This is a genomic window from Phytohabitans rumicis (assembly GCF_011764445.1).
In the GTDB taxonomy this organism is placed as follows: domain Bacteria; phylum Actinomycetota; class Actinomycetes; order Mycobacteriales; family Micromonosporaceae; genus Phytohabitans; species Phytohabitans rumicis.
In genome coordinates this window covers 163,678-186,806 of record NZ_BLPG01000001.1, presented here as the reverse complement: position 1 = coordinate 186,806, position 23,129 = coordinate 163,678, and the positions used below count along the sequence as shown (strand labels likewise).

The 23,129-nt window shown below is 72.3% G+C and carries 21 protein-coding genes and 1 pseudogene; 14 read left to right on the top strand and 8 right to left on the bottom strand.

Annotated features, from left to right (window positions below; genetic code table 11):
* The first annotated feature begins 13 nt into the window (after positions 1-13).
* The 3 genes from Prum_RS00935 to Prum_RS00925 all read left to right on the top strand — a co-directional run bounded on the left by Prum_RS00935 (position 14) and on the right by Prum_RS00925 (position 3,239).
* The gene (locus Prum_RS00935) at positions 14-1,312 is read left to right on the top strand and encodes a hypothetical protein (protein WP_173073116.1); all 1,299 of its coding nucleotides are present in this window, start codon (positions 14-16) and stop codon (positions 1,310-1,312) included.
* Between the two features lie 590 nt (positions 1,313-1,902).
* Entirely contained in the window at positions 1,903-2,565 is a 663-nt protein-coding gene (locus Prum_RS50660) for an inositol monophosphatase family protein (RefSeq protein ID WP_246277557.1), read from the top strand.
* Between the two features lie 128 nt (positions 2,566-2,693).
* A complete protein-coding gene (locus tag Prum_RS00925) occupies positions 2,694-3,239 on the top strand; it encodes an AAA family ATPase (protein ID WP_173073112.1) in 546 nt (181 codons plus the stop codon).
* On the opposite strand, the gene Prum_RS00920 is transcribed toward Prum_RS00925, so the two are convergent.
* A complete protein-coding gene (locus Prum_RS00920; protein ID WP_246277556.1) occupies positions 3,234-3,620 on the bottom strand; it encodes a winged helix-turn-helix transcriptional regulator in 387 nt (128 codons plus the stop codon). The two genes, Prum_RS00925 and Prum_RS00920, sit on opposite strands and share 6 nt — an antisense overlap.
* A gap of 87 nt (positions 3,621-3,707) precedes the next feature.
* Here Prum_RS00920 and Prum_RS00915 point away from each other — a divergent pair, with 87 nt between their 5' ends.
* The gene (locus tag Prum_RS00915) at positions 3,708-4,631 is read left to right on the top strand and encodes an alcohol dehydrogenase catalytic domain-containing protein (protein WP_173073108.1); all 924 of its coding nucleotides are present in this window, start codon (positions 3,708-3,710) and stop codon (positions 4,629-4,631) included.
* A 111-nt stretch (positions 4,632-4,742) separates the two neighbouring features.
* Complete coding sequence (locus tag Prum_RS00910) at positions 4,743-6,257, top strand: alpha/beta fold hydrolase (protein WP_173073106.1); 1,515 nt, start codon at positions 4,743-4,745, stop codon at positions 6,255-6,257.
* 15 nt (positions 6,258-6,272) lie between these two features.
* On the opposite strand, the gene Prum_RS00905 is transcribed toward Prum_RS00910, so the two are convergent.
* The 4 genes from Prum_RS00905 to Prum_RS00890 form a co-directional block, all read right to left on the bottom strand.
* Complete coding sequence (locus tag Prum_RS00905; protein WP_173073104.1) at positions 6,273-7,013, bottom strand: hypothetical protein; 741 nt, start codon at positions 7,011-7,013, stop codon at positions 6,273-6,275.
* Positions 6,925-8,193: a DUF6879 family protein gene (locus tag Prum_RS00900; RefSeq protein WP_173073102.1), complete on the bottom strand. Its 1,269-nt coding sequence runs from the start codon at positions 8,191-8,193 to the stop codon at positions 6,925-6,927. Before Prum_RS00900 ends, Prum_RS00905 begins: the two co-directional genes overlap by 89 nt.
* 212 nt (positions 8,194-8,405) lie before the next feature.
* Positions 8,406-9,095, bottom strand: a complete 690-nt coding sequence (locus Prum_RS00895; protein WP_173073100.1) for a response regulator — start codon at positions 9,093-9,095, stop codon at positions 8,406-8,408.
* The gene (locus Prum_RS00890) at positions 9,092-10,258 is read right to left on the bottom strand and encodes a sensor histidine kinase (protein ID WP_173073098.1); all 1,167 of its coding nucleotides are present in this window, start codon (positions 10,256-10,258) and stop codon (positions 9,092-9,094) included. Before Prum_RS00890 ends, Prum_RS00895 begins: the two co-directional genes overlap by 4 nt.
* A gap of 160 nt (positions 10,259-10,418) precedes the next feature.
* Here Prum_RS00890 and Prum_RS54835 point away from each other — a divergent pair.
* The 8 genes and pseudogenes from Prum_RS54835 to Prum_RS00855 form a co-directional block, all read left to right on the top strand.
* Positions 10,419-10,868, top strand: a pseudogene (locus tag Prum_RS54835) (MMPL family transporter); the annotation flags it as partial.
* Positions 10,775-12,505: an MMPL family transporter gene (locus tag Prum_RS54830; RefSeq protein ID WP_371871347.1), complete on the top strand. Its 1,731-nt coding sequence runs from the start codon at positions 10,775-10,777 to the stop codon at positions 12,503-12,505. The pseudogene Prum_RS54835 and the gene Prum_RS54830, both read left to right, overlap by 94 nt.
* Before the next feature lie 66 nt (positions 12,506-12,571).
* Entirely contained in the window at positions 12,572-13,600 is a 1,029-nt protein-coding gene (locus tag Prum_RS00880; RefSeq protein ID WP_246277554.1) for a LacI family DNA-binding transcriptional regulator, read from the top strand.
* A 418-nt stretch (positions 13,601-14,018) separates the two neighbouring features.
* Positions 14,019-15,872, top strand: coding sequence for an ABC transporter ATP-binding protein (locus Prum_RS00875; RefSeq protein ID WP_246277553.1), 1,854 nt, complete (start codon positions 14,019-14,021; stop codon positions 15,870-15,872).
* Positions 15,869-17,677, top strand: a complete 1,809-nt coding sequence (locus Prum_RS00870) for an ABC transporter ATP-binding protein (RefSeq protein WP_173073085.1) — start codon at positions 15,869-15,871, stop codon at positions 17,675-17,677. Before Prum_RS00875 ends, Prum_RS00870 begins: the two co-directional genes overlap by 4 nt.
* 7 nt (positions 17,678-17,684) lie before the next feature.
* A complete protein-coding gene (locus Prum_RS00865) occupies positions 17,685-18,401 on the top strand; it encodes an SDR family NAD(P)-dependent oxidoreductase (RefSeq protein WP_173073083.1) in 717 nt (238 codons plus the stop codon).
* 62 nt (positions 18,402-18,463) lie between these two features.
* Positions 18,464-19,243, top strand: a complete 780-nt coding sequence (locus tag Prum_RS00860) for a hypothetical protein (protein ID WP_173073081.1) — start codon at positions 18,464-18,466, stop codon at positions 19,241-19,243.
* Positions 19,240-19,605 (top strand): GntR family transcriptional regulator, encoded by a 366-nt coding sequence (locus Prum_RS00855; RefSeq protein ID WP_173073079.1) that lies wholly within the window; start codon positions 19,240-19,242, stop codon positions 19,603-19,605. The genes Prum_RS00860 and Prum_RS00855 overlap by 4 nt, the downstream gene beginning before the upstream one ends.
* 12 nt (positions 19,606-19,617) lie before the next feature.
* Here Prum_RS00855 and Prum_RS54825 read toward each other — a convergent pair whose 3' ends face one another.
* The 3 genes from Prum_RS54825 to Prum_RS00845 form a co-directional block, all read right to left on the bottom strand.
* A complete protein-coding gene (locus tag Prum_RS54825) occupies positions 19,618-20,511 on the bottom strand; it encodes an HNH endonuclease signature motif containing protein (RefSeq protein WP_371871346.1) in 894 nt (297 codons plus the stop codon).
* Positions 20,451-20,852, bottom strand: coding sequence for a hypothetical protein (locus tag Prum_RS54820; RefSeq protein WP_371871420.1), 402 nt, complete (start codon positions 20,850-20,852; stop codon positions 20,451-20,453). Before Prum_RS54820 ends, Prum_RS54825 begins: the two co-directional genes overlap by 61 nt.
* A 338-nt stretch (positions 20,853-21,190) precedes the next feature.
* Positions 21,191-22,090, bottom strand: a complete 900-nt coding sequence (locus Prum_RS00845; RefSeq protein WP_173073077.1) for a LysR family transcriptional regulator — start codon at positions 22,088-22,090, stop codon at positions 21,191-21,193.
* A gap of 90 nt (positions 22,091-22,180) precedes the next feature.
* On the opposite strand from Prum_RS00845, the gene Prum_RS00840 reads away from it, so the two are divergent.
* The gene (locus tag Prum_RS00840; RefSeq protein WP_218576931.1) at positions 22,181-23,113 is read left to right on the top strand and encodes an EamA family transporter; all 933 of its coding nucleotides are present in this window, start codon (positions 22,181-22,183) and stop codon (positions 23,111-23,113) included.
* The last annotated feature ends 16 nt before the right edge of the window (positions 23,114-23,129 follow it).

Sequence of the window (23,129 nt, the reverse complement as noted above, 5' to 3'; positions counted from 1 at the left end):
GCATCATGGTGCGATGCGGCGGTGGCGGGTGCGGTGGTGGAGCTGGCTTGCCGGCCGGCCCGGTCGGCGCGGCGAACGTGCGTGGGGGCGCCTGCACCCCGACGAGCTGTGCCAGCTGGCCCGCACCCCGGACCACCCGCTGGCCGCCCGGGCCCAGGCGGCGGTCGCCGAACTCTGGGTGCGTACCCGCGATCCGGCGTTGCGGGCGGTGGTCGTCCATACCGGCGCGGTAGCCGCGGCGGACCCGGACTTCCGGCTGCCCCACCTCGTGACGCTGGCGCTGCATCGCCGGCTGGACGAGGCACCCGCCCAGGGCGTGGCCAACGGGCTGCCCGCCCTGCTCGACGACCCGGACCCGGACGTGGTCGCGGCGGCCGAGCAGTTCGCGCTCACCGCGTCCGGCCCGGCGCTGTCCACCCTGTGGCGGGCGCGCGCACCCGCCCCGCGCGTACGCGAACTCGTGCTGGCCAACCCGGAGCCGCTGCCCGACGACGCGCTGGGCGCGGCCTGGTCCGCCTGGCTGTCCACACCGGACCGCAGGCTGTGGGACAAAATGGACGGTCGCCCCGCCGCCACCGGCGCCGTAGGGCGGCTGAGCCGGGTCGTGCTGGGGCTGGCGACACCGGCACAGACGTACGCGGCGGTGCTCAGCGGCGCCAGCTCGGACCTGGTGGCCTCGCACGCCCTGCGGTGGTGCCGGGACCGCGGCTACGCACCCGACGACCCGGCCGCACGGGCGGCGCTGTTCGTCCTCACCGGACAGATGGACCGGTACCGTGTGCTCGACCCGGACGGTGCCCTGCTGGCACGCGCGTACCACCGCGCACCCCAACGGCTGCGGCGGCGGCTGCGAGCGGCGATGACCGAGGTCGACGGCGTCAACCCGGTACGCGTCCTGACCGGCAGCGACCTGGTGCGGCGCACCATGACCGCCGCCGAGCGCGAGTACCTGATCCGGCACCTGGCCGGCCGGCGCGCCTGGGACCCGCTCTGGCAACTCGCGCTCGCCCTCCCGCTGGTCCACGCGGTCCACGCGGCCCGGGTGTTCAACGGCTGGCGCCCGCCGCACGAGCCCGACCGCACCCTCTTCGAGCGCCTGACCGCCGTACGCCCGACCGACCTGACCGCGCAAGGGCTGGACCGGCAGGCCGTTCCGGCGCGGCTCCGCCCTCTGTTCGAGCGACCGCCCCACCTGCTCCGCGCCGCCGACCTGGGGCGAGTCGAGGAGGCCCTGGCCCGCAGCGCCCCCGAATCCGCCACGCCAGCCACCGCCCTCCTACTCGCCCGCCTAACCCACCGCTTCGCCCCCTAACCCCACCGAGGCCCCACCTCCGCCCCGCGCTCTGGTGCCCGCCGCCCGCGCTCCGCGCCCGCCGCCCTCGCGCGGTGCCCGCCGTCCTCGCTCCGCGTCCGTGCGGCGCCGCGCGGGCGCGGAGCGGCGCCGATCAAGGCTTTCCCCGCCGATCAAGGGCATACGGCCGTGGTTTGATCTCCGATCCACGGCCGTATGCCCTTGATCGACGCAGAAATCCTTGATCGACGGCGTCGCGTCGGCGCGGACTCACAGATCCGGCGGCGGGGGCGGGACGGATGGGCGTCGACGACCGCGCGCCCGTGCTCGTGTGGCGCGGCGGCGGCGCCGCCGATCAAGGACTTTCCCGTCGATCAAGGGCAAATGGTCGCGGATCTGAGATCCAATCACGGCCGTATGCCCTTGATCGACGTGGAAAGCCTTGATCGACGGCGTTGCGTCGGACGCCCTTGATCGACGCAGGAAGCCTTTGTCGACGGCGTTGCGTAGGCGCGGACGCCCTTGATCGGCGTAGGAAGCCTTGATCGACGGCGGCGGCGGGGGAGAGGGATTGGATCGGGGCAGCGGGTGGGCGTCGGCGATGATGGGGGATGTCCGACGATCTTGATTTGGCGGTCGGTGCCGCGGTGGACGGCGCCCGGTTGGCGATGGGGTACTTCGCGCGGATCACGGAGGTGCACCGCGAGGAGAAGCCGGACGGCAGCCTTGTGACCGAGGCCGACCGCGCGGTGGAGGCGGTCATCCGGCGGGTGCTGGGGGCGGCCCGGCCCGGCGACGCGATCCTCGGCGAGGAGGAAGGCCAGCACGGCGACGGGGGCCGGCGCTGGATCATCGACCCGATCGACGGAACCGTGGGCTTCGCCGAGGGCGGCGACCGCTGGCTGGTCCTCGTCGCGCTGGAGGTCGACGGCGAGGTGGTGGTCGGCGTGGCGGCCGCCCCGGCGCAGCGGCGGATCTGGTGGGCCGAAGCGGGAGCGGGCGCGTTCGTCGCCGACCTCACCGATGCCGGCCCCGATCGCGAACGGCGCATCTCCGTCACCGGCCAGCCACCGGCCGGCGTACCGGCCAGCCGCTTCGCCGTGGTACCGGGACCGGCCGCGCTGCCGCAGGACCGCTGGCTCGTCGCCCGGCTGTCGGCGGTGACCGCCCCGCGGCCCTGGGCGGCGCACCCCGCCCTGCTGGTCGCCGGCGGCGAGCTGGACCTCGCGGTGCAGACCCGGGCCAGGTATGGGACTTCGCGGCCACGTCGCTGATCGTCACCGAGGCCGGCGGCCGGTTCAGCGGGTTCGCCGGCCAACGCCATCCACACACCGGGCCGGCGCTGTACTCCGGCGGTCACGCCCTGCACCACGCCGCGCTCGAATACCTATCCTGACGCGTCATGATGCGCGTATCGGTGGTTGGCAACTCCGGCTCCGGCAAGACGACGCTGGGCCGTGCGCTCGCGGCCCGGCTCGGCGTTCCCCATGTCGAACTCGACGGCATCTATCACCAGGCCGATTGGCAGCCGCTTCCCACGGAGGAGTTTCGCGCGCTCGTCGACGCGGCCACCGCGGCCGGTGGCTGGGTCGTGGACGGCAACTACTCGGCGGTCCGGGACCTGGTGTGGGCACGGGCCGACACGGTGGTCGTGCTCGATCCGCCTCGGCGTACGGTGATGCGCCAGGTCATCCTGCGTACGCTGCGCCGGGTCGCGCTCCGGGTCGAGCTGTGGAACGGCAACCGTGAGCAGTGGCGCAACCTTTTCGCCCGGGACCCGCAGGAGTCGGTCGTCGTGTGGGCCTGGCGCCGGCACTCGGTCTACCGGGAGCGGTATCTGGCCATGGCGGCGGACCCGATGTGGCGGCACCTGACGTTCGTGCGCATCCGGTCCCGCGCGGACGCCCGCCGGTTGCTCGACGCCGGAAACGCCGCGGCGGGTCTATAGCGCCTGGCCGCCCCGCTCGGCGATGTCGTAGTGCTCCCGGGACTTGCTCACGTAGTCGCGGTGCACCTGCGCCCACTCGATGAGGGCGTGCACCGGCGGCTGGAGGGTCTCGCCGACCGCAGTGAGCGTGTAGTCCACGCGGGGTGGCGAGGTCGGCGTGACGCTCCGGCTCACCAGCCCGTCCCGCTCCAGGCTCCGCAGCGTCAGCGTGAGCATCCGCGGCGAGATGCCGTCGATCGCCCGGTGCAGCTCCGAGTACCGCCGCGGCCCGGCGGCGAGCAGGTGCAGCACCAGCATGCTCCATTTGTCGCCGACCCGGTCGAGGATCTCGCGCAGCTCGCAGGTCGGCTCGCGCACATCGGTGTGCGTTACGCGGGTCAAAGTGCCGTCTTCCGCCATACCCGGATTCTGGATCAAACTTTCCATGCGCACAAGAAGTAACCAACGTACAGAAAGTGTGATACCACCATGCGTGCAGTGGCATTCTCCGACCATGGCGCGGCGCCCGCCGTCACCGACCTGCCGGTGCCCGAGCCGGGCCCCGGCGAGGTTCTCGTCCGGGTACGCGCCGCGTCCGTCAACGGCTTCGACCTCGGCGTGCTCGGCGGCTACCTCAAAGGCGTGTACGAGCACGACTTCCCGGTCGTGCTCGGCAAGGACTTCGCCGGCGTGGTCGCCGCCGTCGGCGCCGGCGTGTCCACAGTAGACGTCGGCGCCGAGGTGTACGGCGTGGTGATGCGCCCGACCCTCGGGCAGGGCGGCTTCGCCGAGTACCTGGTCGTGGGGGAGGGGTACGGCCTGACCCGGATCCCGCCGGGCCTCGACAGCGTCCGGGCCGCCGCGCTGGGCCTGGCCGGCACCGCCGCGCGCGACGCCGTCGACGCGCTGGAGGTCGGCCCCGGCGACACCGTCCTCGTTTCGGGCGCGACCGGCGGCGTCGGCGCGTACGCGGTGCAACTGGCGGTGGCGCGCGGCGCGGACGTCATCGCCACCGGCCGGCCGGGGCCGGAGGCCGCGTTCGTGGCCGCGCTCGGCGCGGCCTGGGCCGTGGACCACACCGACCTCGTGACCCAGGTACGCGCGATCGCGCCGGACGGCGTGCCGGCCGCCCTGCACCTGGCCGGCGACGGCGCGGCGGTGGCCGGCCTGGTCGTCCAGGGTGGACGGTTCGCCAGCACATTGAACTTCACCCCGGAAAGCGCGGACATCAAAGCCATCGCGGTGATGGCCGACCCCTCGGCCATCACTTTGGACGGTCTCGCCGCCGATGTCGTCGCCGGACGGCTGCGGGTGCCGGTCGCCACGACGTACCCGCTCGCCGAGGCGCCACGGGCGATCGCCGATTTCACCGGCGGGACGCTCGGCAAGCTCGTCGTCAGGGTGAGCCCTTAGGGATTCGCCGCGATGTATGCGGCCGGCCCGGTGGTGCAGACTGCCCGATATGGAGCTTCGCCGGCCCGCACGGATGTCCCGGCCGGTGGCCGTGCTGGCGGTGCTCGCGCTGTGCGTTCCGCTGGCCTGGCCTGGCCGGCCGGCCCGGCGGGCGCGGCCGGTCGGGCCGGGACGATCCGGTGGCAGGACTGCCCGGAGCAGCTGGTCGGTGGCGTGCCGGCCGAGGAACGGCACAGGTACGACTGCGCCAGCTACGCCGTACCCGTCGACCATGGGCGGCCCGCGGCGGGCTCGGTGTCGCTGGCGTTGCTGCGCCGTGCGGCCGACGATCCGGCCCACCGGATCGGGTCGCTGTTCGTCAACCCGGGCGGGCCCGGTGGCCGGGGCACGCTGCTGCCCATCGAGCTGGACGGCGTGCTCCCGGCCGAGGTCTTGCGGCGTTTCGACGTGGTCGGCTTCGACCCGCGGGGCGTCGGCCTCAGCGCGGCGATCCGGTGCTTCGCCACCGACGAGGAGGCCGAGGCCGTGTACGGCGGGGTGGTCCCGGTGCCGGTCACCCGCCCGCAGATCGAGTCGACGCTGCGGGCCAACCGGGAGCTCACCGACGCCTGCGCGGCGCGGGGCGGGCCGCTGCTGGCCCACGTGTCCACGGCGAACGTCGCCCGCGACCTCGACAGGCTGCGCGCGGCCGTGGGCGACCGGCGGCTGACCTACCTCGGCTTCTCGTACGGCACGCTCGTCGGCGCCACCTACGCCAACCTGTACCCGCACCGGGTCCGCGCGATCGTCGGTGACGGCAACGTCGATCCGGCGCTGCGCACCACGAACGGGCTGGAGTACCTGCGTCGGCGTGCCGTCGGCATGGAGTCCGTCATCGACGCGTTCCTGCGGCGCTGCGCCGAGGTCGGGGCGCGGTGCGCGTTCAGCGGCGGCGACCCGGAGGCGAAGCTGGCGGACATCCGTCGGCGGCTGCGGCAGGGGCCGGTGACCGTCCCCGGGCTCGGCGAGGTGGACCTGAGCGCGTTCACCACCGCGGTGGCCTTCACCCTGTACGCGCCGCAGCGGTACGCCGAGTTGGCGGCGCAGCTGCAAGCCGTCTACGAAGCCATCCACCCGACCGGAGGCGGACCGCTCGCCGCGTCGCCCCGTCTCGCCGCGGCCGGCACCCCGTACACGGGCAACGAGTCGGAGTACGCGGTCACCTGCGCCGACGAGCCGTACCCGGCGAACCAGAACGTCTTCCCCGCGGTCGCGCCCCGCTGGGAACGCCAGGCGCCGACCGTCGGCCGCGCCCACGCCTTCGGCGGTGTCTTCTGCGCCACCTGGCCCGCCCGCCATCCCGACCGGTACGACGGGCCGTGGAACCGGGTCCCCGCCCAGCCGCTGCTGCTGTTCGGCAACTACCACGACCCGGCCACCAACTACGCGTTCAACCAGCGGATGGCGGCACAGCTCGGAGGCGCCCGGCTGGTCAGCGTCGACGCCTTCGGCCACACCAGCCTCGGACGCCCGAACCGCCCGCGAAGCGGCTGCGCACAGGCCATCGCGGCGCGTTACCTCGTCGACCTCGTGCTGCCACCGCCCGGAGTCGTCTGCCCCACCGACACCCCACCGTTCAGCGCCTGAACGGGCTCCCCAGGGTCAGGGCGAGCGCCGGCGGGCGGGTCTGCGCAGCGCGTCCCACAGCCGCTCGAAGTGCTGGACCCGGCGGCGTACCCGTTCCGGATCGATTTCCAGCTGGGTGTTGACGAGGACGGGCCGCTCGCCGTGCGAGGTACGGGCGGCCGGGCTCGGCAGATAGCAGACCGCGCGGTCGAAGATGACCAGCTCGAACGAGTCGCCGTACTCGCGGCCGACGCCGGTGGACAGATCCCAGACCCGGGTCTTGATGCCGGCAGCCTCCTGCGCGTTGCGGAAGGCGACGAAGTCCGCCAGTTCGGTGACGTCGCCGCGCTCCACCACGAGGATGCGCCGGATCTCCATCGCCCGGCCGTCCTCGTGCTGGAGCGCGGCGATCTGGGCGTCGAAGTACCGTTGTGCGCGGTCCGACCGGCGGGGGCCACCGTCGATGAGGAGCTGCCCGCGCTCGACGGTGACGATCGTGATGGCGTCGATGGTCTGCCGGCACGTGCTGGTCAGGGTGAGTAACCAGGTCCGGTCCTCTCCTTCGCAGCTGCTGATGGTGCCGTCGCTCAGCTCGTTGACGAGCACCGCCAGGCGCCTGAACTCGGCGATGGCGAGTTGCTGTACCAGCGGCGGCCGATCACCGATGCGCACCAGATCGGCGACCAGCTCACGGACCGAGTCGTGACTGACCAGGGAGGCACCGATCGACTCGTGCAGCCGGGTCGCGTCGCCGACGTCGGAGAACCGCCGGCTCACCAGCGCCGTCGTGGCCGCCGCGGTGTTCTCCTGCGCCGCCTTGACCGCTCGTAGCCCGTGGTCGACCGTCAGCAGTTGTTGGGCGAGGAACGAGACGCTGGCGATGAAGAACCCGAAGCCCACCGACCAGAGTGGATCGCCCTTGCCGATGACGCTCGCGCACAGCAGGGCCACCCCACCCGTGCCCAGCGAGACGGCCATCTTGCGCAGCGGCGGCGGGATCCGGTCGTTCCATCGGCGTGGAACCGGCTGCGTCATGGCGACCCCGGGTCTCCGGCAGCGACCGCGCCGATGCCCAGACATCCTGGAACCGCTGTTGGCGGTCGGCGACCCGGTCCGGGCGCAGGACGAGCCTGGTGCTGACGATGACCGGCTTGGAATCGTCGGCGATCCGCGCGGCCGGCGTCACCTCATAGCTGACGACGCCGTCGAAGAGGATGAAGTCGAGCAGGGAGGTGCGGATGGTCCGGGTCAGCGCGGACGGGTCCAGGACCCGCACGTCGATCCCGAGCGACATCTGTAGCTGGACAACCTCTCGCATGCCGGCGTCGTCGATGATCTCCGGCCGGTCCAGCACGAAGACCCGCCGGATCCGCACCCCCCGCTGGACCGCGTCGCGCTGGACCTCCAGGTACCGCTGTCCCAGATCGCTGAGCCACAGTCCGCCGTCGACATTGGACTCGCCTTGGGCGTCGACGGTCGTCAGGCTGGTCGCGTCGATCGTCGCCGAGGCGTTGCGGGTCAAGCCCAACAGCCAGTCGCGGTCCTCGCCGTCGTAGGCCACGTCACCGCCGTCGCCGAGCGACTTCAACAGCGTCGTCATGCGCTGGATCTCGCCGTCCGCGAAGGCCGCGACCAGCGGGGGAGCATGGGGAACGATCCGGCTGGCGCTCTGCACCAACTGCACGACGTGGTCCGAGCCCACGGCCGACGACTCCACGCCCATGAACAGCTCGGTGGCCTCGTTGATCTTGCGGAGCTCGCGCCGCACCAGGTCCTGGGTTTCCCGGACATCCTTCTGTACCGCGGATTCCGTCGCTTCGAGCCGCCGCTCAAAGTCCACCATGTAGCTCACCAGCAGGCTCACCCCGCCTATCAGCACCGACAGGCTGATGTCCGCGCCGGGGCCGAGGCTGGTGACGACGTACGTGAGCAGCCCGGAGCCGAGGGCGACGAGCACCTTGCGGAGCACGCCGGAGGAAGGACGGCGGTCACTCATCTCGACTGCCTCCAACCGCACTTCCGGTCGCAGAGGGACGCCACAGCATAACTAGCCCGGTCCAGTCACCCCTGAGCTTCTCCCGCCTCAGGACAGGGCCCGCTACCTCGACAGCTTCGAGCCACTGTCCGGCGAGTGCGAGGAGGTCGTGGAGGTCAGCGACCGCTGGCGGGTCAGTGGCCGATGTCGTGGGCGCCGGGCTCGACGAGGGCGCTTTCGTAGGCGAAGACGACGATCTGGGCACGGTCGCGGAGGCCGAGCTTGGTCAGGATGCTGGAGACGTGTGACTTGACGGTGGCCGGGCCGATGTAGAGCTGCTGGGCGATCTCGGTGTTGGTGGCGCCGCGGGCGACGGCGGTCACGATGTCGCGTTCGCGGTCGGTGAGGCGGTGCAGGCGGTCGGCCACGGCGGTGTTGACGGTGGGGCGTTCGGCGAAGCGGCTGATGAGGCGGCGGGTGATCGAGGGGGCGATGAGCGCGCCGCCGTCGGCGATGGTGCGTACCGCGGTGGCCAGCTGCTGGGGTGGGATGTCCTTGAGGACGAAGCCACTGGCACCGGCGCGCAGCGCCTGGTAGACGTACTCGTCGGGGTCGAAGGTGGTGAGGATCAGGATCCGGACGGGCCAGTCGGCGTCCCGCAGGATGCGTTCGGTCGCTTGGAGGCCGTCGAGCTCGGGCATGCGGATGTCCATGAGGATGACGTCCGGATGGTGCCGGTGCGCGGCCTCGATCGCTTCGATTCCGGTGCCGGCCTCGGCCACGACCTCGATGTCGGGGTGGGTCCGCAGGATCATGGTGAAGCCGCCGCGGACCAGCGCCTGGTCGTCGGCGACGACGACGGTGATGCCGCGGGGTGCGTTCATGCGGGCTCTCCGGCCAGTGGGAGGCGGGCGAGGACCCGGAAGCCGCCCGCGGGACGCGGGCCGGTTTCGAGGCTGCCGCCGAGCAGGGTCGCGCGCTCGCGCATGCCGACGATCCCGTGCCCGCCCGTCTGCGGGCGGGTGAGTCCCGGTGGGGCGTGGTCGAGGATTTCGAGGGTGATGTCCGTTCCTTCCTCGGATAGGTGTACTTCGGCCATTGTGCGCGGTCCGCCGTGTTTGAGAACGTTGGTGAGCGCCTCCTGGATGATCCGGTACGCCGACAACTGCACCCGGGTGGGTAGCGGGGTCCGCAGGTCGTTGGTGAGCCGGACGTCCAATCCCGCCGTGCGGACCTGCGCGATGAGCCGGGGCAGGTCGGCGAGCCCGGGTTGGGGGCCGAGGCCGTCGCGTTCGGTCTCGGGGCGCAGCACGCCCAGCAGGTGCCGCAGTTCCTCCAGCGCCTGACGCCCGGCCTGCTCGACCGCGGCCATCGCCTGGCGGGCGCCTTCCGGGTCCGCGTCCGCGACGGCCTGCGCCGCACCGGCCTGTACCGTCATCATGCTCACCTGGTGGGCGACCACGTCGTGGAGTTCGCGGGCGATGTGGGTGCGCTCCTCGGCGATGATCCGGCGGGTCTCGGCCGCCTGCTGGCGCAGCCGCTGCGCGGCGCGCTCCTCGCGTAGCCGCAGGCGCCGCCCGACGTACCAGGCCACGAACATGACCACGGCGCCGAAGCCGGTGTTCGCCCACGGGGTGGACGCGAGCAGGCCGTCGAGGCTGAGCACGGCGATCGCGGTTGCCAGGCCGACCTGGCCCCGCCGGCTGCTCGCCGCGTAGCGGCCCACGCTGTACAGCGCGAAGATCGCGATCAGGCCCAGGTCGCCGTGCCCGGCCGGCAGCAGGAGCGCCCAGCCGGCGACCGCCACGGCGAGGACCGCGAGCGGCCGGCGGCGGCGCTGGGAGAACACGGCCCCGGCGACGGTGAAGACGACGAGGGCGGCGGGCGGGACGTCGGTGATCGGCCGGAGCACCATCGAGTCGCCGGGGCCCTCGGTCAGGAACACCGTCGTCAGCAGCAGCAACGCCGCGAGCACCGCGTCAGCGGCCCGCGGCCAGCGCGCGAACGGGCCGCGGAAGCCGCGCGAGGACAGGGCCGTCCGGTTCATACCAGGTCACGGTAGGCCAGGGCACGCGGCGCCGTCATCCGCCCGCACGGTGGGGCCCGCCTCCGCCGCTGGGCGGAGGCGCCGCGTACGCCATCCCGCCCGGCGGGGGAGGGCCGGTCCGTCCGGCGCCGGGAGACGGCGCCCGGTGGCGGCGCCCACGATGACGGCCATGAACTCCTTCACCCGGCGCATCGGCGCGGCCAGCGCCCGCAGGCCCTGGATCACGATCGCCGCCTGGACGGTCACGGCCATGATCATCATTGCGCTGGCCGGCACGGCCGGCGGCTCGTTCGCCGACGACTTCATCGCCCCCGGCAGCCAGAGCGAGCGGGCGATGGAGCTGCTCGAGGAGCGGTTCCCCGAGGCGGCCGGCGGCAACGCCCTGGCGGTCTTCGCCGCGCCGGACGGCCAGCGGCTGGCGGACCAGCGGTCCGCCGTCGAGGCCGCCGTCGCGCGGATCACCGCCGTCGAGCACGTCACCGCGGTGGCGGATCCGTTCGCCGCCGGCACCGTCTCATCCGACGGCCGCATCGGGTACGCCGAGATCGCCTTCGACGCGCCCGCGACGCGGCTCGGCCCGGGACCCTTCGAAGCGATCGGCGGGGCGCTGGAGCCGGCCCGCCGAGCGGGTGTGACGGCGGAGCTGGGCGGCGACGCGGCGTTCATCAACGCCGAGACCCCGACCTCGGGGCGGAGGCGGCCGGGGTGCTGGCCGCGCTCATCGTGCTGCTGGTGGCGTTCGGGACGGTCGTGGCCGCCCTGGTGCCGATCGTGCTCGCGCTGCTCGTGGTCGCCGCCGGCCTCGCCGGCGTCACGCTGCTGGCCAACGCGATGGACGTGTCCACCGCCGCGCCGACGATCGCCGCCATGGTCGGACTGGGCGTCGGCATCGACTACGCCCTGTTCATCACGGCCCGCTACCGCGAGAGCCGCGCGGCCGGCCGGGACAACACCACCGCGCTGGCCGAGGCGATGGGTTCGGCCGGCTCCGCCGTCCTGTTCGCCGGCGGGACCGTCGTCGTGGCGATGGCGGCGCTGGCGCTGACCGGCATGGGCTTTCTGGTCTCGATCGGGCTCAGCACCGCGCTGGTCGTGCTCGGCGCCACCGCCGCCGCCATGACGCTCCTTCCCGCCCTGCTCGCGCTGCTCGGCGACCGCATCGACCGCGGCCGGCTCCGGCGGCGCCGGCGGCGCGCGCCCGGCACCGCCTGGTGGCGCCTGGCCCACCACATCTCCCGGCGGCCATGGCCCTACCTCCTCGCGGCGGCGGCGCTCCTGCTGACGCTGGCGGTCCCGGCGCTGGGGATGCGGACCGGCTTTCCCGACGCCGGCGACGACTCGGCGAGCACCACCCACCGGCGCGCCTACGACCTGCTGGCCGACGGCTTCGGCCCGGGAGTCAACGGCCCGCTGCTGCTGGTCGTGGACCTGCGCGGCCCCGGCGCGGGCACCGGCGACATCGCCGCGCTGGCCGAGCGCGTCGCCGCCGACCCCGGCATCGCCTCGATCGGCGAGCCACAGGCGTCCCCGGCCGCGGACGCGGTCGTGCTGCGCCTGGTCACCACCACCGCACCCGGCGACGCCGCGACGTCCCAGACCCTCGACCGCATCCGCGGCCTGGTGCCCGCCAACGTCTCTGTCGCGGGCCTGACCGCCATGACCGACGACCTGAGCCGGCAGCTCGCGCGTACCCTGCCGATCTTCGTCGCCGCGATCCTGGCCGCCTCGTTCCTGCTGCTCATGCTGGTGTTCCGATCGATCCTCGTGCCGCTCAAGGCCGTCCTGATGAACCTGCTGTCGATCGGCGCCGCCTACGGCGTGGTGGTCGCCGTGTTCCAGTGGGGGTGGCTCAAGGGCCTGTTCGGCCTGGAGGGGCCGCTCGTCATTCCCTCACCGCTGCCCGCCATCTTCTTCGCCGTCCTCTTCGGACTGTCCATGGACTACGAGGTGTTCCTGCTCTCGCGCATCCGCGACGCGTACCGCACCAGCGGCGACACCGTCGACTCGGTCGCCCGCGGCATCGCCGCCACCGGGCGGGTGATCACCTCGGCCGCGCTCATCATGACCGCCGTGTTCCTCGCCTTCGTCGCCAACCCGTCGCCGTTCGCCCGGATGATCGGCCTCGGCCTGGCCACCGCGGTCCTGCTCGACGCCACCGTCGTCCGCCTGGTCCTGGTGCCGGCCGTCATGAGCCTGCTCGGCCCCGCGAACTGGTGGCTGCCCGCCTGGCTGCGCCGCCGCCCGTGAGCCATGCCGGTACCGTCTGGTTCGACTGGTTCGACACGAGCCCGTCGCCTACGGAGGGGAGCCAGGTTGACACACGCCGAGGAGCACGTAGAAGGCTTCCCGGCCGGGCCGGTGACCATCTCCTACATCGCCGAGTCGGCCGGGGTGTCGATCCCGACGGTATCCAAGGTCATCAACGGCCGTTCCGGCGTGGCCGCGGACACCCGCGCCCGCGTCGAGGCCCTGATAAGCCAGTACGGGTACCGCAAGTCGAATCCGGTCCACCGCAGCACCACGATGGAGCTCGTCTTCGACGAGTTGGAGCACATGTGGGGGGTCGAGATCATCCGCGGGGTGGAGCGGGTGGCCCGGGCGCACCGGCTGGGTGTCGTGCTGACCGAGTTCGGCCCGGAGCGCAACATGATCCGCTACTGGATCGACGACACCCTGGCGCGGCGTCCGGCTTGTGTGGTGACGGTGGCGCAGTTGTCGGAGGAGCAGCGTAACCAGCTGCGCGCCCGGGGGATTCCGTGCGTGGTGTTCGATCCCACGATGGAGTTGCCGGACGACGTTCCGTTTGTCGGGGCGACGAATTGGAGCGGTGGCCGGTCGGCCACCCGTCACCTGATCGGGCTGGGACACCGCCGCATCGCGATGATCAGTGGTCCCGACGACGTGTTGTGCTGCCGGGCCCGGCTGGACGGCTACCGCGCCGCCATGGACTCCGCCGGCCTGCCGGTGGACGCCGACCTGATCGTGCGCACCGACCTGACCCAGGAGGACGGCCGCGCCGCCGCGCTCGCCCTGCTGGATCGCCCCGAGCCGCCCACGGCGATCTTCACCGGCAACGACCTGCAGGCGCTCGGCGTCTACCAGGCGGCGCGGCTGCTCGGGCGGCGGATCCCCGCGGACCTGAGCGTGGTCGGCTTCGACGACCTGCCGATCGCCGCCCTGGTCGATCCTCCACTCACGACCGTCCACCAACCGCTCACCGAGATGGCCGTGGCCGCCACCGAGCTGGCGCTGGCCTTGGGGCGTGGGGAGGAGCGGCCTCAGGTCGGGCTGGAACTGGCCACTTCGCTCACCGTCCGCGGGAGCACGGCTGGGCCGTCGTAGCGGTGGCTTAGGGCGTTTTGGGGGCCGGGGTGACCTGCGAAGCCCGTCAGGCTTGATGTCTTCGCAGGTCACCCCGGCCCCCAAAACTGACCTGGTCGACCAAACAGCGACAGTCACGCTTTTAAAACCTGGGAGTCCCCGCCGACCTTTACTACCTGGGGTGGTAAAGGTCGGCGGGGACTCCAGAGTTGGTGAGTATTTCGACTGGAACGCCCTCGTCAGGTTTGGGGGCCGGGGTGACTCGCGAAGACATCAAGCCTGACGGGCTTCGCGAGGCACCCCGGCCCCCAAACCGAATTTCGGTTGCGGCTTGCGCGGCGATCGGAGACGCTGCGACCCATGAACTGACCCCTGGCCAATGCCCGTCAAGACCGTGGCGCCCCAGCGCCGCGGTTCACGTGCTGTCCAGGGAGTTTCCTTGTCATCCATCCTGGTCGCGTCCGTGCGCGTCCGTGTCGAGCTGCTCGTCAGACTTCCGTGGGTCGGTCCGGGACTGCTGGCCGCGCTGGTCGGGCTGACCGTGCTCGCCAGCGTGGTGCCCGCGGCCACCGCGGCGACGGTGGGGTGGCTGATCGACCGCCTCACCGACGCGGATCCGGACCACCTTCTGTCCGCCGCCGCGCCGGCGCTGTCGGCGTACACGGTGGTGTTGTTGATCGGTCATGCCGCGACCGCCGTGCGGGCGCCACTGTCCTATCTGGCCGAAGCGCGCATCGACGGGCGGCATCGCGCGGAGCTGTCCCGGCTCGCCGCGGGCAGCCCCACGATCGACGCGCTGGAACGCCCCGAGGTGCAGGCCCTGATCCGCACGGCCCGGGCCGATCCGGAGAGCTTCATGGACGGTACGCCCGGCGCCGGCGTGCTCGCCCAGCTCAACCTGATCGGCCGGTCGCTGGCCCTGGCCACGTCCGCGCTGGTGCTGGCCGCGTACGCGTGGTGGACCGTGCCGCTGCTCGTGGTGCCGGCCGTGGTCCTGCATCAGCTGCGCTGGCACGAGGGCCGGCAGCGGCGGCGGGTGTGGCGGAACGTGCCCATGCCGAGCATGCGGGCGGACCTGTGGTCCGACGCGCTGGTGTCGCCGGCCGAGGGCAAGGAGATCCGCGTCTTCGGCCTCGGGGAGTGGGCCATCGACCGCATCGATCGGCACCTGCGGCCCGCCTACGATCCGCTCTGGCCCATGGATCGGCGGATCCTCGCGGCGACCTGGCAGCAGTTGGTGGCGGTGCTCGTTCCGCTGGGGATCGTGTACGTCGTGGTGGCCGTCGACGCGGCCCGCGGCGGCGCACCGGTGGCCGTGGCCACGGCCGCGCTGGTGGCCGGCACCGGCGTCTTCGAGGCGTTCGACGACGCGCCCCAGGCCACGCTCAACGCGATCACCTGCGTTCGGGCGTTCACCCGGGTGCGCGCGGAACTCGCCGGCGGCGGAGCGGTCCCACCGCCGGCGCCGGAGCCGGCCGGAACGCGGCCGGAGCCGCCGCTGATCCGCTTCGAGGGGGTGGGATTCCGGTATCCCGGCACCGAGTCGGTGGTACTCGACGGGCTGGACCTGCAGGTGCGGCCGGGAGAGCTGCTCGCGATCGTCGGCGTCAACGGTGCCGGCAAGTCAACGCTGATCAAGTTGCTGGCCGGGCTATACGAACCGACCGCCGGGCGGATCACCGCCGACGGTCGCGACCTGGCCGACATCGGCCCGGCCGCCTGGCGGGCCCGGCTGTCGGTGGTGTTCCAGGACTTCGTGCGCTACCACCTGTCCGCCGCCGACAACGTGGCGCTCGGCAACGCGCTCGCCGTACCGGACATGGCGGCCGTCGTGGGCGCGGCCCGCGACGCCGGCTTCGACGCCGTGGTGTCGCGGCTGCCGGGTGGGTGGGACACGCCGCTGGCGCGTGCCCGCGACGGCGGGGTCGACCTGTCCGGCGGCCAGTGGCAGCAGGTCGTCCTCGCCCGAGCGCTGTACGCGCTGCGCACCGGCGCCCAGGTGCTGGTGCTGGACGAACCGACCGCGCACCTGGACGTGCGGACCGAACGCGACGTGTTCGACCGGCTCGCCGCCCACCGCGGTGCCGCCTCGGTGATCCTGATCTCGCACCGGTTGTCCACGGTGCGCCGGGCGGACCGCATCGTGCTGGTCAGCGGCGGCCGGATCACCGAGGACGGCACGCACGAGGAACTGATCGCCGCCGGCGGCACCTACGCGAGCATGTTCGCGATCCAGGCGCAGCGCTTCCAGCGCGGCTTCGACGACCGGCTCGAAGAGGGTGAGCTGACGTGATCCGCTACGCCAAGCTGCTGGCCGAGCTGCTGCGACTGTCCTGGCGGCTGCATCCGCTGCCCACCGCCGGACTGCTGGCGCTGCGGCTGGCCACCGTGCCCACCACCCCGGCCATGGCGCTCGCGCTGCGCGCGGCGGTCGACGGGATCGTCCACCGCGATCCGGGTACGGCCGCTGCCGGCGCCGCGGTCGCGGTCATCGCGTACGCCGTCGGGATGTACCTGCGCAGCCTCGCCGACACGCTGGAGGTCATGATCGGTGACCGGATCGGCACCCTGCACATCCGCCGGCACATCGAGGAGCACCTCGCCCGGCTCGACGGCCTGGAGCATCTGGAACGCACCGACCTGCTGGACCGGATCACCGTGCTGCGCGGCGCCGGCTGGCGGCTCAACCACGCCCCGTGGCAGGCGGTCGCGGCCGGCTGCGACGCGCTGCGGCTGGGCCTGCTCCTCCTGCTGCTGGCGGCGGTCACCCCCTGGTTGTTGCTGCTGCTCGGTTTCGCCGCCGCGCCGCTGTGGTTCGACCAGCGCGGCCAGCGGTCCATCGTGGACGCCGAGACCCGGACGGCGGAGGCGTTCCGGTTGCAGCGCCACCTGTTCAACCTCGCCACCGCGGCGGCGGGCGGTAAGGAACTGCGGGTCAGCGGGGCAGGACCGGAGATCGCCCGGCGGCAGCGGCAGGCATGGGAGGCGGCCGTCGACGGCCGGTTCCGCGCCCGGCTGCGGGCCGCCGCGTGGTCGGTGGCCGGGTGGACGCTGTACACCGCGGGCTTCGCCACCGGCCTGGTGCTGCTGATCGACCGCACCGCGCACGGCCAAGCGACCGCCGGCGACCTCGTCCTCGCGGTGACCGTCGCCGTGACGCTGCGCAACGCCGTCCAGGAAACCCTCTTCGCGGTCAGCCACACGACGAGCGGGCGCACCGTGGTCGAACCGCTGCTGTGGCTGCGCGACTACGTGGCGACCTCGCGCAGTACCGGACGCCGGACACCGCCGGCCACGCTGCGCGCCGGCATCACCCTCGACCGCGTCGCCTTCACCTACCCGGGCACCGGACGGCCCGCACTCGACGACTTCAGCTGCCACCTGCCCGCCGGCGCGGTCGTCGCCGTCGTCGGGGAGTACGGCTCGGGAAAGACCACCCTGGTCAAGCTGTTGACCAAGCTGTACCCGCCGGACCGGGGCCGGATCGAGGTCGACGGCGTCGACCTCGCCGACCTGGCCACCACCGAATGGCGGGCCCGCATCAGCGCCGCCTTCCAGGACTTCGGCCGCTTCCACATCCCATTCGGCGAGACCGTCGGCATCGGCGACCTGACGCACCTGCACGACACCGGCCGCATCACCGACGCCGTCCACGCCGCCGACGCGCGGCCACTGGTCGACCGGTTACCCGACGGGTTGGACACCCAACTGGGGCGCCAGTTCGACGGCGTCGACCTGTCCGAGGGCCAATGGCAGCGCACCGCACTCGCCCGCGCGTCGATGCGTACCGACCCGCTGCTCTTCGTGCTCGACGAGCCCACCGCGTCGCTGGACGCACCCAGCGAACACCACATCTTCCGGCGCTATCTGGTCCGCGCCCGCGAACTGGCCGCCCGCACCGGCGCGATCACCGTCATCGTCTCGCACCGCTTCTCCACCGTGACCGGCGCCGACCACATCCTCGTACTCCATCAAGGCCGGCTCGTCGAGCGGGGCACCCACGACGAACTCCTCGCCGCGGGCGGGCGCTACGCGAACCTGTACAACATCCAGGCCACCGCGTACCGCCGACCCGCGAGCGACGTACCCATGATGTGATCTGGTCGTGAACCTCGATGGGCTGCGGGTCGCCGTCACCGGCGCCGGGCGTGACACCGGAAGACTGCTGGCGGCGGCGTTCGCGGAACGCGGCGCGCACGTGTCCGTCGCCGCCCGCGACCCGGCGGCGGCCGAACAGACCGCGGACCTGATCCGCCAGCGAGGCCGCGGCGCCGCTGAGGCGTTCGCGTGCGATCTGGCCAACCCCGATTCGGTACGCGCGTTCGCCGCGACCCTGGCCGACCGCACCGACCGGCTCGATGTCCTGGTCAACAACGGTGCCGGCTATCTGCACGGCGAAGACCTCGGCGACGTCGAGGACGACGCCATCGTCGCCGCGATAGCCGGCGCCGTGACCGGCACCGTGCTGCTGACCAAGCACGTGCTGCCGCTGCTGCGCGCCTCGCCGCGACCCGACGTCGTCAACATGATCTCCGCCTGCGGGGAGGTCGGGCATCACCGCTCCGGCGCCCACGCGGCGTTCTACGCCGCCAAACACGGCCAGGCCGGGTTCGCCGAGATCCTCTCCCATCGGGTACGGGCCGACGGGATCCGGGTGATCTCCCTCTTCCCGCCCGACTTCGTCCAGGACGGACCACGCGAGTCGCACGCCGAGCTCACCGCCAAGTCCATCGTGGACTGTGTGCTCTTCGCCGTCGGTCAGCCGCGAGACTGTTTCATCCGCGAGTTCCGCTTCGAGCAGGTCCAGGCTCCCGAGGGTTGACATTGTCGCATGCTATGACTCATCGTATTGAGACAAAGCTTGCGACATTCGGAGGTGGTGGCATGCGCCAGGCAGATCACACGGAGGCTAGGCAGTGGCTGGCCAAGCACGGCTTGGCAGGCGCCGAGCCGACCCTACTGCTCGCCGCACGGCTGGCGGTGCGGCGGCGTGCCAAGCTTGTCGACAGCCTCCTGTTGGCCGCGTTTCTGATCGGCGCGGCGCTCACGCACGCGTTCGGAGGGATCGCCGAGGGCACCTCCTCCCGGCTGCCGCTGCTGGTGCTGGCGGCGTTGGTGGTTGGGTTGCTGGTGGCACAGTGGCTGGTCGGCTGGTGGGTGCGGCGCGTCGACCGGCGGGCCGGCGCGCAACTGTCCCGGCGGGTGGCTCACCCGGTCGAGCTCGGCTGGCCGGCGGTGCTGGGCCGGCCGTATGCCGTCTTCACGGTCGCCACCTTCACCGCCGCGTTGCTGCTCGCGGTGAGCGTGCTGCCGGTTTCGGACTCCGGCTTGCGGCGCGGGGCGATCGTCGTGCTGATCGGCCTCGCCGGCGCGGGCGCCGGCGTCATCATGCAGCTGCGCCAGGTGCTGGCGAGCCCGGCCGTGGCGGAGGACGAGGTGTCACTCACGACCGATGTCATCATGCGGGTCGAGGACGCCCGCGCCCTCGTCACACCCAGCTTGGTGTGGACGCTGCCGGCCATCTTCCTGTACGGGGAATCGCTCGGCTGGTGGAACGCGGTCTCGCTGGCGCTCGTGGTGGCGGGCGCCATCGCCTTGAGCCTGATCCAGATCCGGACCGCGGGTGTCGGGACGACGGCGCGGCGAGCCATGGCCACCCGATGATCGTCATCGACGCGGCCTCACCGACGCCGCCGTACGAGCAGCTGCGCGCCCAACTCGCGAGGCAGATCCAGGACCGCTCGCTCGCCGTCGGCACGAGACTGCCGACGATCCGCCGGCTCGCGGCCGACCTCGGACTCGCCGTGAACACCGTCGGTCGCGCGTACCGGGAGCTGGAGGAGGCCGGGCTGATCGAGACCCGCGGGCGGGCCGGCTCGTTCGTCTCCGCCGCCGGCGATCAGGCCCTCGAACAGGCCCGCCGGGCCGCCCGCGACTACGCGGCGGTCATCGCCAGCATCGGCATCGATCCCGCCGAGGCGATCCGGATCGTCGAGGCCGCACTGGGCCACGCTTCGACACCATGAACCACCGGTTGCTCACTCGCGATGGTGGTAGGTGTTGCGGCGTGGTCGGCGCTCCAGATCCACGTACGCGGGTGGGATGAACTCTGGCATCCCGTCCGCCGCGATCCGGACCGTCCAATGTCCACGGTGGATCAGCCTGTGGTGGTAGCCGCACAGCATGACGCTGTTGTCCAAGGTGGTGGGTCCGCCGTCGGCCCACGACCGGATGTGGTGCCCGTGGCACCAGCGCGGTGGCCGGTCGCAGCCGGGGAACGCGCAGCCCTTGTCCCGTAACTCCAGCGCCCGCCGCAACGGTCCGCTGATCAACCGTCGGGTGCGGCCCAGGTCCAGGATCTGCCCATCGCCACCCAGGATGGCGGGGATGATTTTGGCGTCGCACGCCAGCCGGCGCACCTGCTCCGGACTGAGCCGCTCACCCGTGTCCAAGGTGCCGACACCGAGGGCCAGTCGGAGCATGTCGAACGACACGGTGACGACCACGTGCGGCCGTTCGCCACCGTTTTCGGGTAGGTCTTCGGTGCGCATGGCGAGGTCGCAGATCTCGACGAGGGCGTCGGCGCGGCGTTGGGCCGGGGTGCGGACGTCTACGTCGTGGCGGGGTGCGCACAACGGGTCGAGGGCTGCGTTGACGGTGGCGGCGCCGTCCTCGTCCAGCCAGCCGGTCAACCGCACCCGACCATCCCCGTGCCGGGTCAGGTGGAACGCCCGGGTCTGGCGCGCCCTGGCCTCCATCCGCTCCAGCGCCTCCGCGTCGGTGGCCTCGGCGAGTTCGGGGGCGACGTAGGCGAGGATGCCTTCGCCGTAGCGGCGGAGCGTGTTCGGCTCGAATTCGGCGGCCCGACTGATCATGGCCTTTTCCGCTTTGCCGACCACGTCGGCGGGAAGCTGCTGTATTGCGGCGGCGATGATCTGGGCTTGCTCGGTGTTGACCAGGCCGTCGGCGACCGCTTTGGCCAGGACGGGGCGTGTGTCGAGGCTTGGGCCAGTTCGAGTATCCGCTTGGCGGCGTGTGGGCTGATTCGTAGGTGCTCTCGGAGCCAGGCTTTCGTGCTGGAGGCGTGCTGGGCGATGGCGAGGCCGCGGCTGTCGATCTCCCGGACCAGCCGGGACTGCAATGCTGCGACGGCTTGGGTGATGGCGTGGACGGCGTCCAAGGATTCGATGAGTTCGTCGTCGCGTAGCGACCAGGTGGGTGTGTGGACGCCAGCGTCGGCCGTGGCCTTGAGCTGCGTCAACACATCTTGCATCACCCATCCATTGTCGTACAGGCGTGCGAAGATCGTTGTCCCGTCCGGCGGTATGAGGGCAGTGTTCCGAATGTCCATTCAGGCGTCGAGCGGGAACACACCACCTCCGTTCATCCATATCGGACAGTCGGCGAGCGTGTCAGCGGAGAGGGTGAGGCCGCGGGAGCAACGGCCTGGACCTCGACGGGGGTCGCGGCAGCTCAAATCTCTTGAATTCCTCACCCCTCACCCCTCACCGCGAGACGTCTCAGGACGCCTCGGCGACGTAGGCGGTCCAAGTTGGACAGTCGCGACGAACGCGAAGCCGAACACTTTCGCCTAGCTGTCCAAGGGGGCGTCTACCCGGACGTGGGCGGGCGGTGCGCGTTGAGTAGGCGCAGGACCAGGGCGAGGGGTGGCCAGTTGGCGCGTCCCCGGCGTACGACGGCGTAGGCGCGGAGAGTCACGTGCGGGTTGGCGACCGGCAGCAGGCGTACGCCGGGCTTGGTCGGTTGGTCGGCGGGCAGGAGCCCGACCCCGAAGCCGGCCACGATCAGGTCCTGGACCAGGTCGAGGCTGTCGACCTGGTGGGTGACGCGTGGTTGGTAGCCGGCCATCGAGGCGATGGTGCGTACGACGCGTTCGTCGGCGGTGCTGCGGGAGTTGACGATCCAGTCGTGGTCGCGGAACCGCTCGAACAGTGCGGGGGAGTCCCCGGCGGTCGCGGTGGTGGGGTGCGGGACGCCGAGGCTCCAGGCGGTCGACCACAGCGGTGTGGCTTCGATGGTGCTGTCCACGGGTGCCGGTGCCAGGTTGTATTCGTACGTGAGGGCGAGGTCGATGTCGTCGGCGGCGAGCAGGGTGAGCGCCTCGGCCGGCTCGTACTCGTGGATGTGTATCCGCACGTTCGGGTGCCGGGCGGCGAGGTCCGCGGTGACCGGCAGCAGCGACCGGCGTACGGCGGTGGCGAAGCCGGCGACGCGCAGCGTGCCGGCCGGTTCGGCGCTCGGGTCCAGGTCCAGCCGGGCCGCCTCGACCGCGGCCAGGATCGTCACCGCGTGCTCGGCCAGCCGCCGCCCGGCCGGGGTGAGCCGTACCCGGCGGCCGTCCGGCTCGATCAGCGTGGCCCCGGCCTCGCGGGCCAGCGTGGCGATCTGCTGGGACACCGTCGAGGTGGTGATGGCGAGCTCGTCGGCGACCTCGCGCATGGAGCCGAGCCGCGACAGGTGCAGCAGGATCTGGAGGCGGCGGATGTCCACGCGGTCAATTGTTCAGGATTCCCGAATGGTATGTCCATGATATTCACGTGGACGTGAATGGTCCCGGTCGGCTGCAATGGGGCCATGACGATGAACGCCACTCGGAGCGGGACGGCCATGACGGTCGCGTCGATGACGTGTGTCCAACTGGGGCTGGCCGTGTCGGTCACGCTGTTCGACCAGGTCGGTGCCGAGGGCGCGGCGTGGCTGCGGCTGGCGTGGGCCGGCGTGCTCCTGCTGGTCCTGGTCCGGCCGCGGCCGTCCGCGTTCACCCGTTCCGGCCTGCTGGCCTGCGCCGCCCTGGGCGTCGTGACGGCCGCCCTGACCATGCTGTTCATGGCCGCGGTGGCCCGGTTGCCGCTGGGTACCGCGAGCGCGTTGGAGTTCCTCGGCCCGTTGGGTGTGGCGGTGGCCCGCGGCCGTGGTGGACGCAAGCTGTGGCCGCTGCTGGCCGCGGTCGGTGTCCTGCTGCTCACCGAGCCGTGGCACGGTGCCGTCGACCCGGTGGGCGTCGCGTACGCGCTGGCCGCCGCGGCGTGCTGGGCGGCCTACATCGTGCTGACCCAACACGTCGGCGACGAGGTCTCCGGGATCAACGGGTTGGCCGTGTCCATGCCGGTCGCGGGTCTGGTCGCCACGGCGGTCGCCGGGCCGTCCGTCTTCGGCCGCCTCACCCCGGAGGTCCTCCTCATCGGTCTCGCCCTGGCCGTGCTGCTGCCGGTGCTCCCGTTCACCCTTGAACTGCTGGCGCTGCGCCGGCTCACCGCCGCGGCGTTCGGCACGCTGATGAGCCTGGAACCGGCGATCGCCCTCGTCGTCGGCCTGCTGGCCCTGCACCAGGTACCCGGCTGGGGCCCGGTCGCCGGCATCGCGTTCGTGGTCGCCGCCGGCATCGGCGCACAACGTGGCGGTGCCCGCATACCCCAACGGCCGGCGCCGAGCGCGGTGCCGGGCGGGCTGGCGGCGGAAGAACCGGCCGCCAGCGCCGCCGGGGCTGGTACCCCGGTACCAGTGGCGTCGTGAAGTGTGTCCGCCGGTA

Coding starts and splice junctions, on each gene's coding strand:
- Prum_RS00935 (WP_173073116.1), top strand. CDS start 14: ATGCGGCGGTGGCGGGTGCGGTGGTGGAGCTGGCTTGCCGGCCGGCCC.
- Prum_RS50660 (WP_246277557.1), top strand. CDS start 1,903: ATGTCCGACGATCTTGATTTGGCGGTCGGTGCCGCGGTGGACGGCGCC.
- Prum_RS00925 (WP_173073112.1), top strand. CDS start 2,694: ATGATGCGCGTATCGGTGGTTGGCAACTCCGGCTCCGGCAAGACGACG.
- Prum_RS00915 (WP_173073108.1), top strand. CDS start 3,708: ATGCGTGCAGTGGCATTCTCCGACCATGGCGCGGCGCCCGCCGTCACC.
- Prum_RS00895 (WP_173073100.1), bottom strand. CDS start 9,095: ATGAACGCACCCCGCGGCATCACCGTCGTCGTCGCCGACGACCAGGCG.
- Prum_RS00890 (WP_173073098.1), bottom strand. CDS start 10,258: ATGAACCGGACGGCCCTGTCCTCGCGCGGCTTCCGCGGCCCGTTCGCG.
- Prum_RS00860 (WP_173073081.1), top strand. CDS start 18,464: ATGCGCCAGGCAGATCACACGGAGGCTAGGCAGTGGCTGGCCAAGCAC.
- Prum_RS00855 (WP_173073079.1), top strand. CDS start 19,240: ATGATCGTCATCGACGCGGCCTCACCGACGCCGCCGTACGAGCAGCTG.
- Prum_RS54820 (WP_371871420.1), bottom strand. CDS start 20,852: ATGCAAGATGTGTTGACGCAGCTCAAGGCCACGGCCGACGCTGGCGTC.
- Prum_RS00840 (WP_218576931.1), top strand. CDS start 22,181: ATGAACGCCACTCGGAGCGGGACGGCCATGACGGTCGCGTCGATGACG.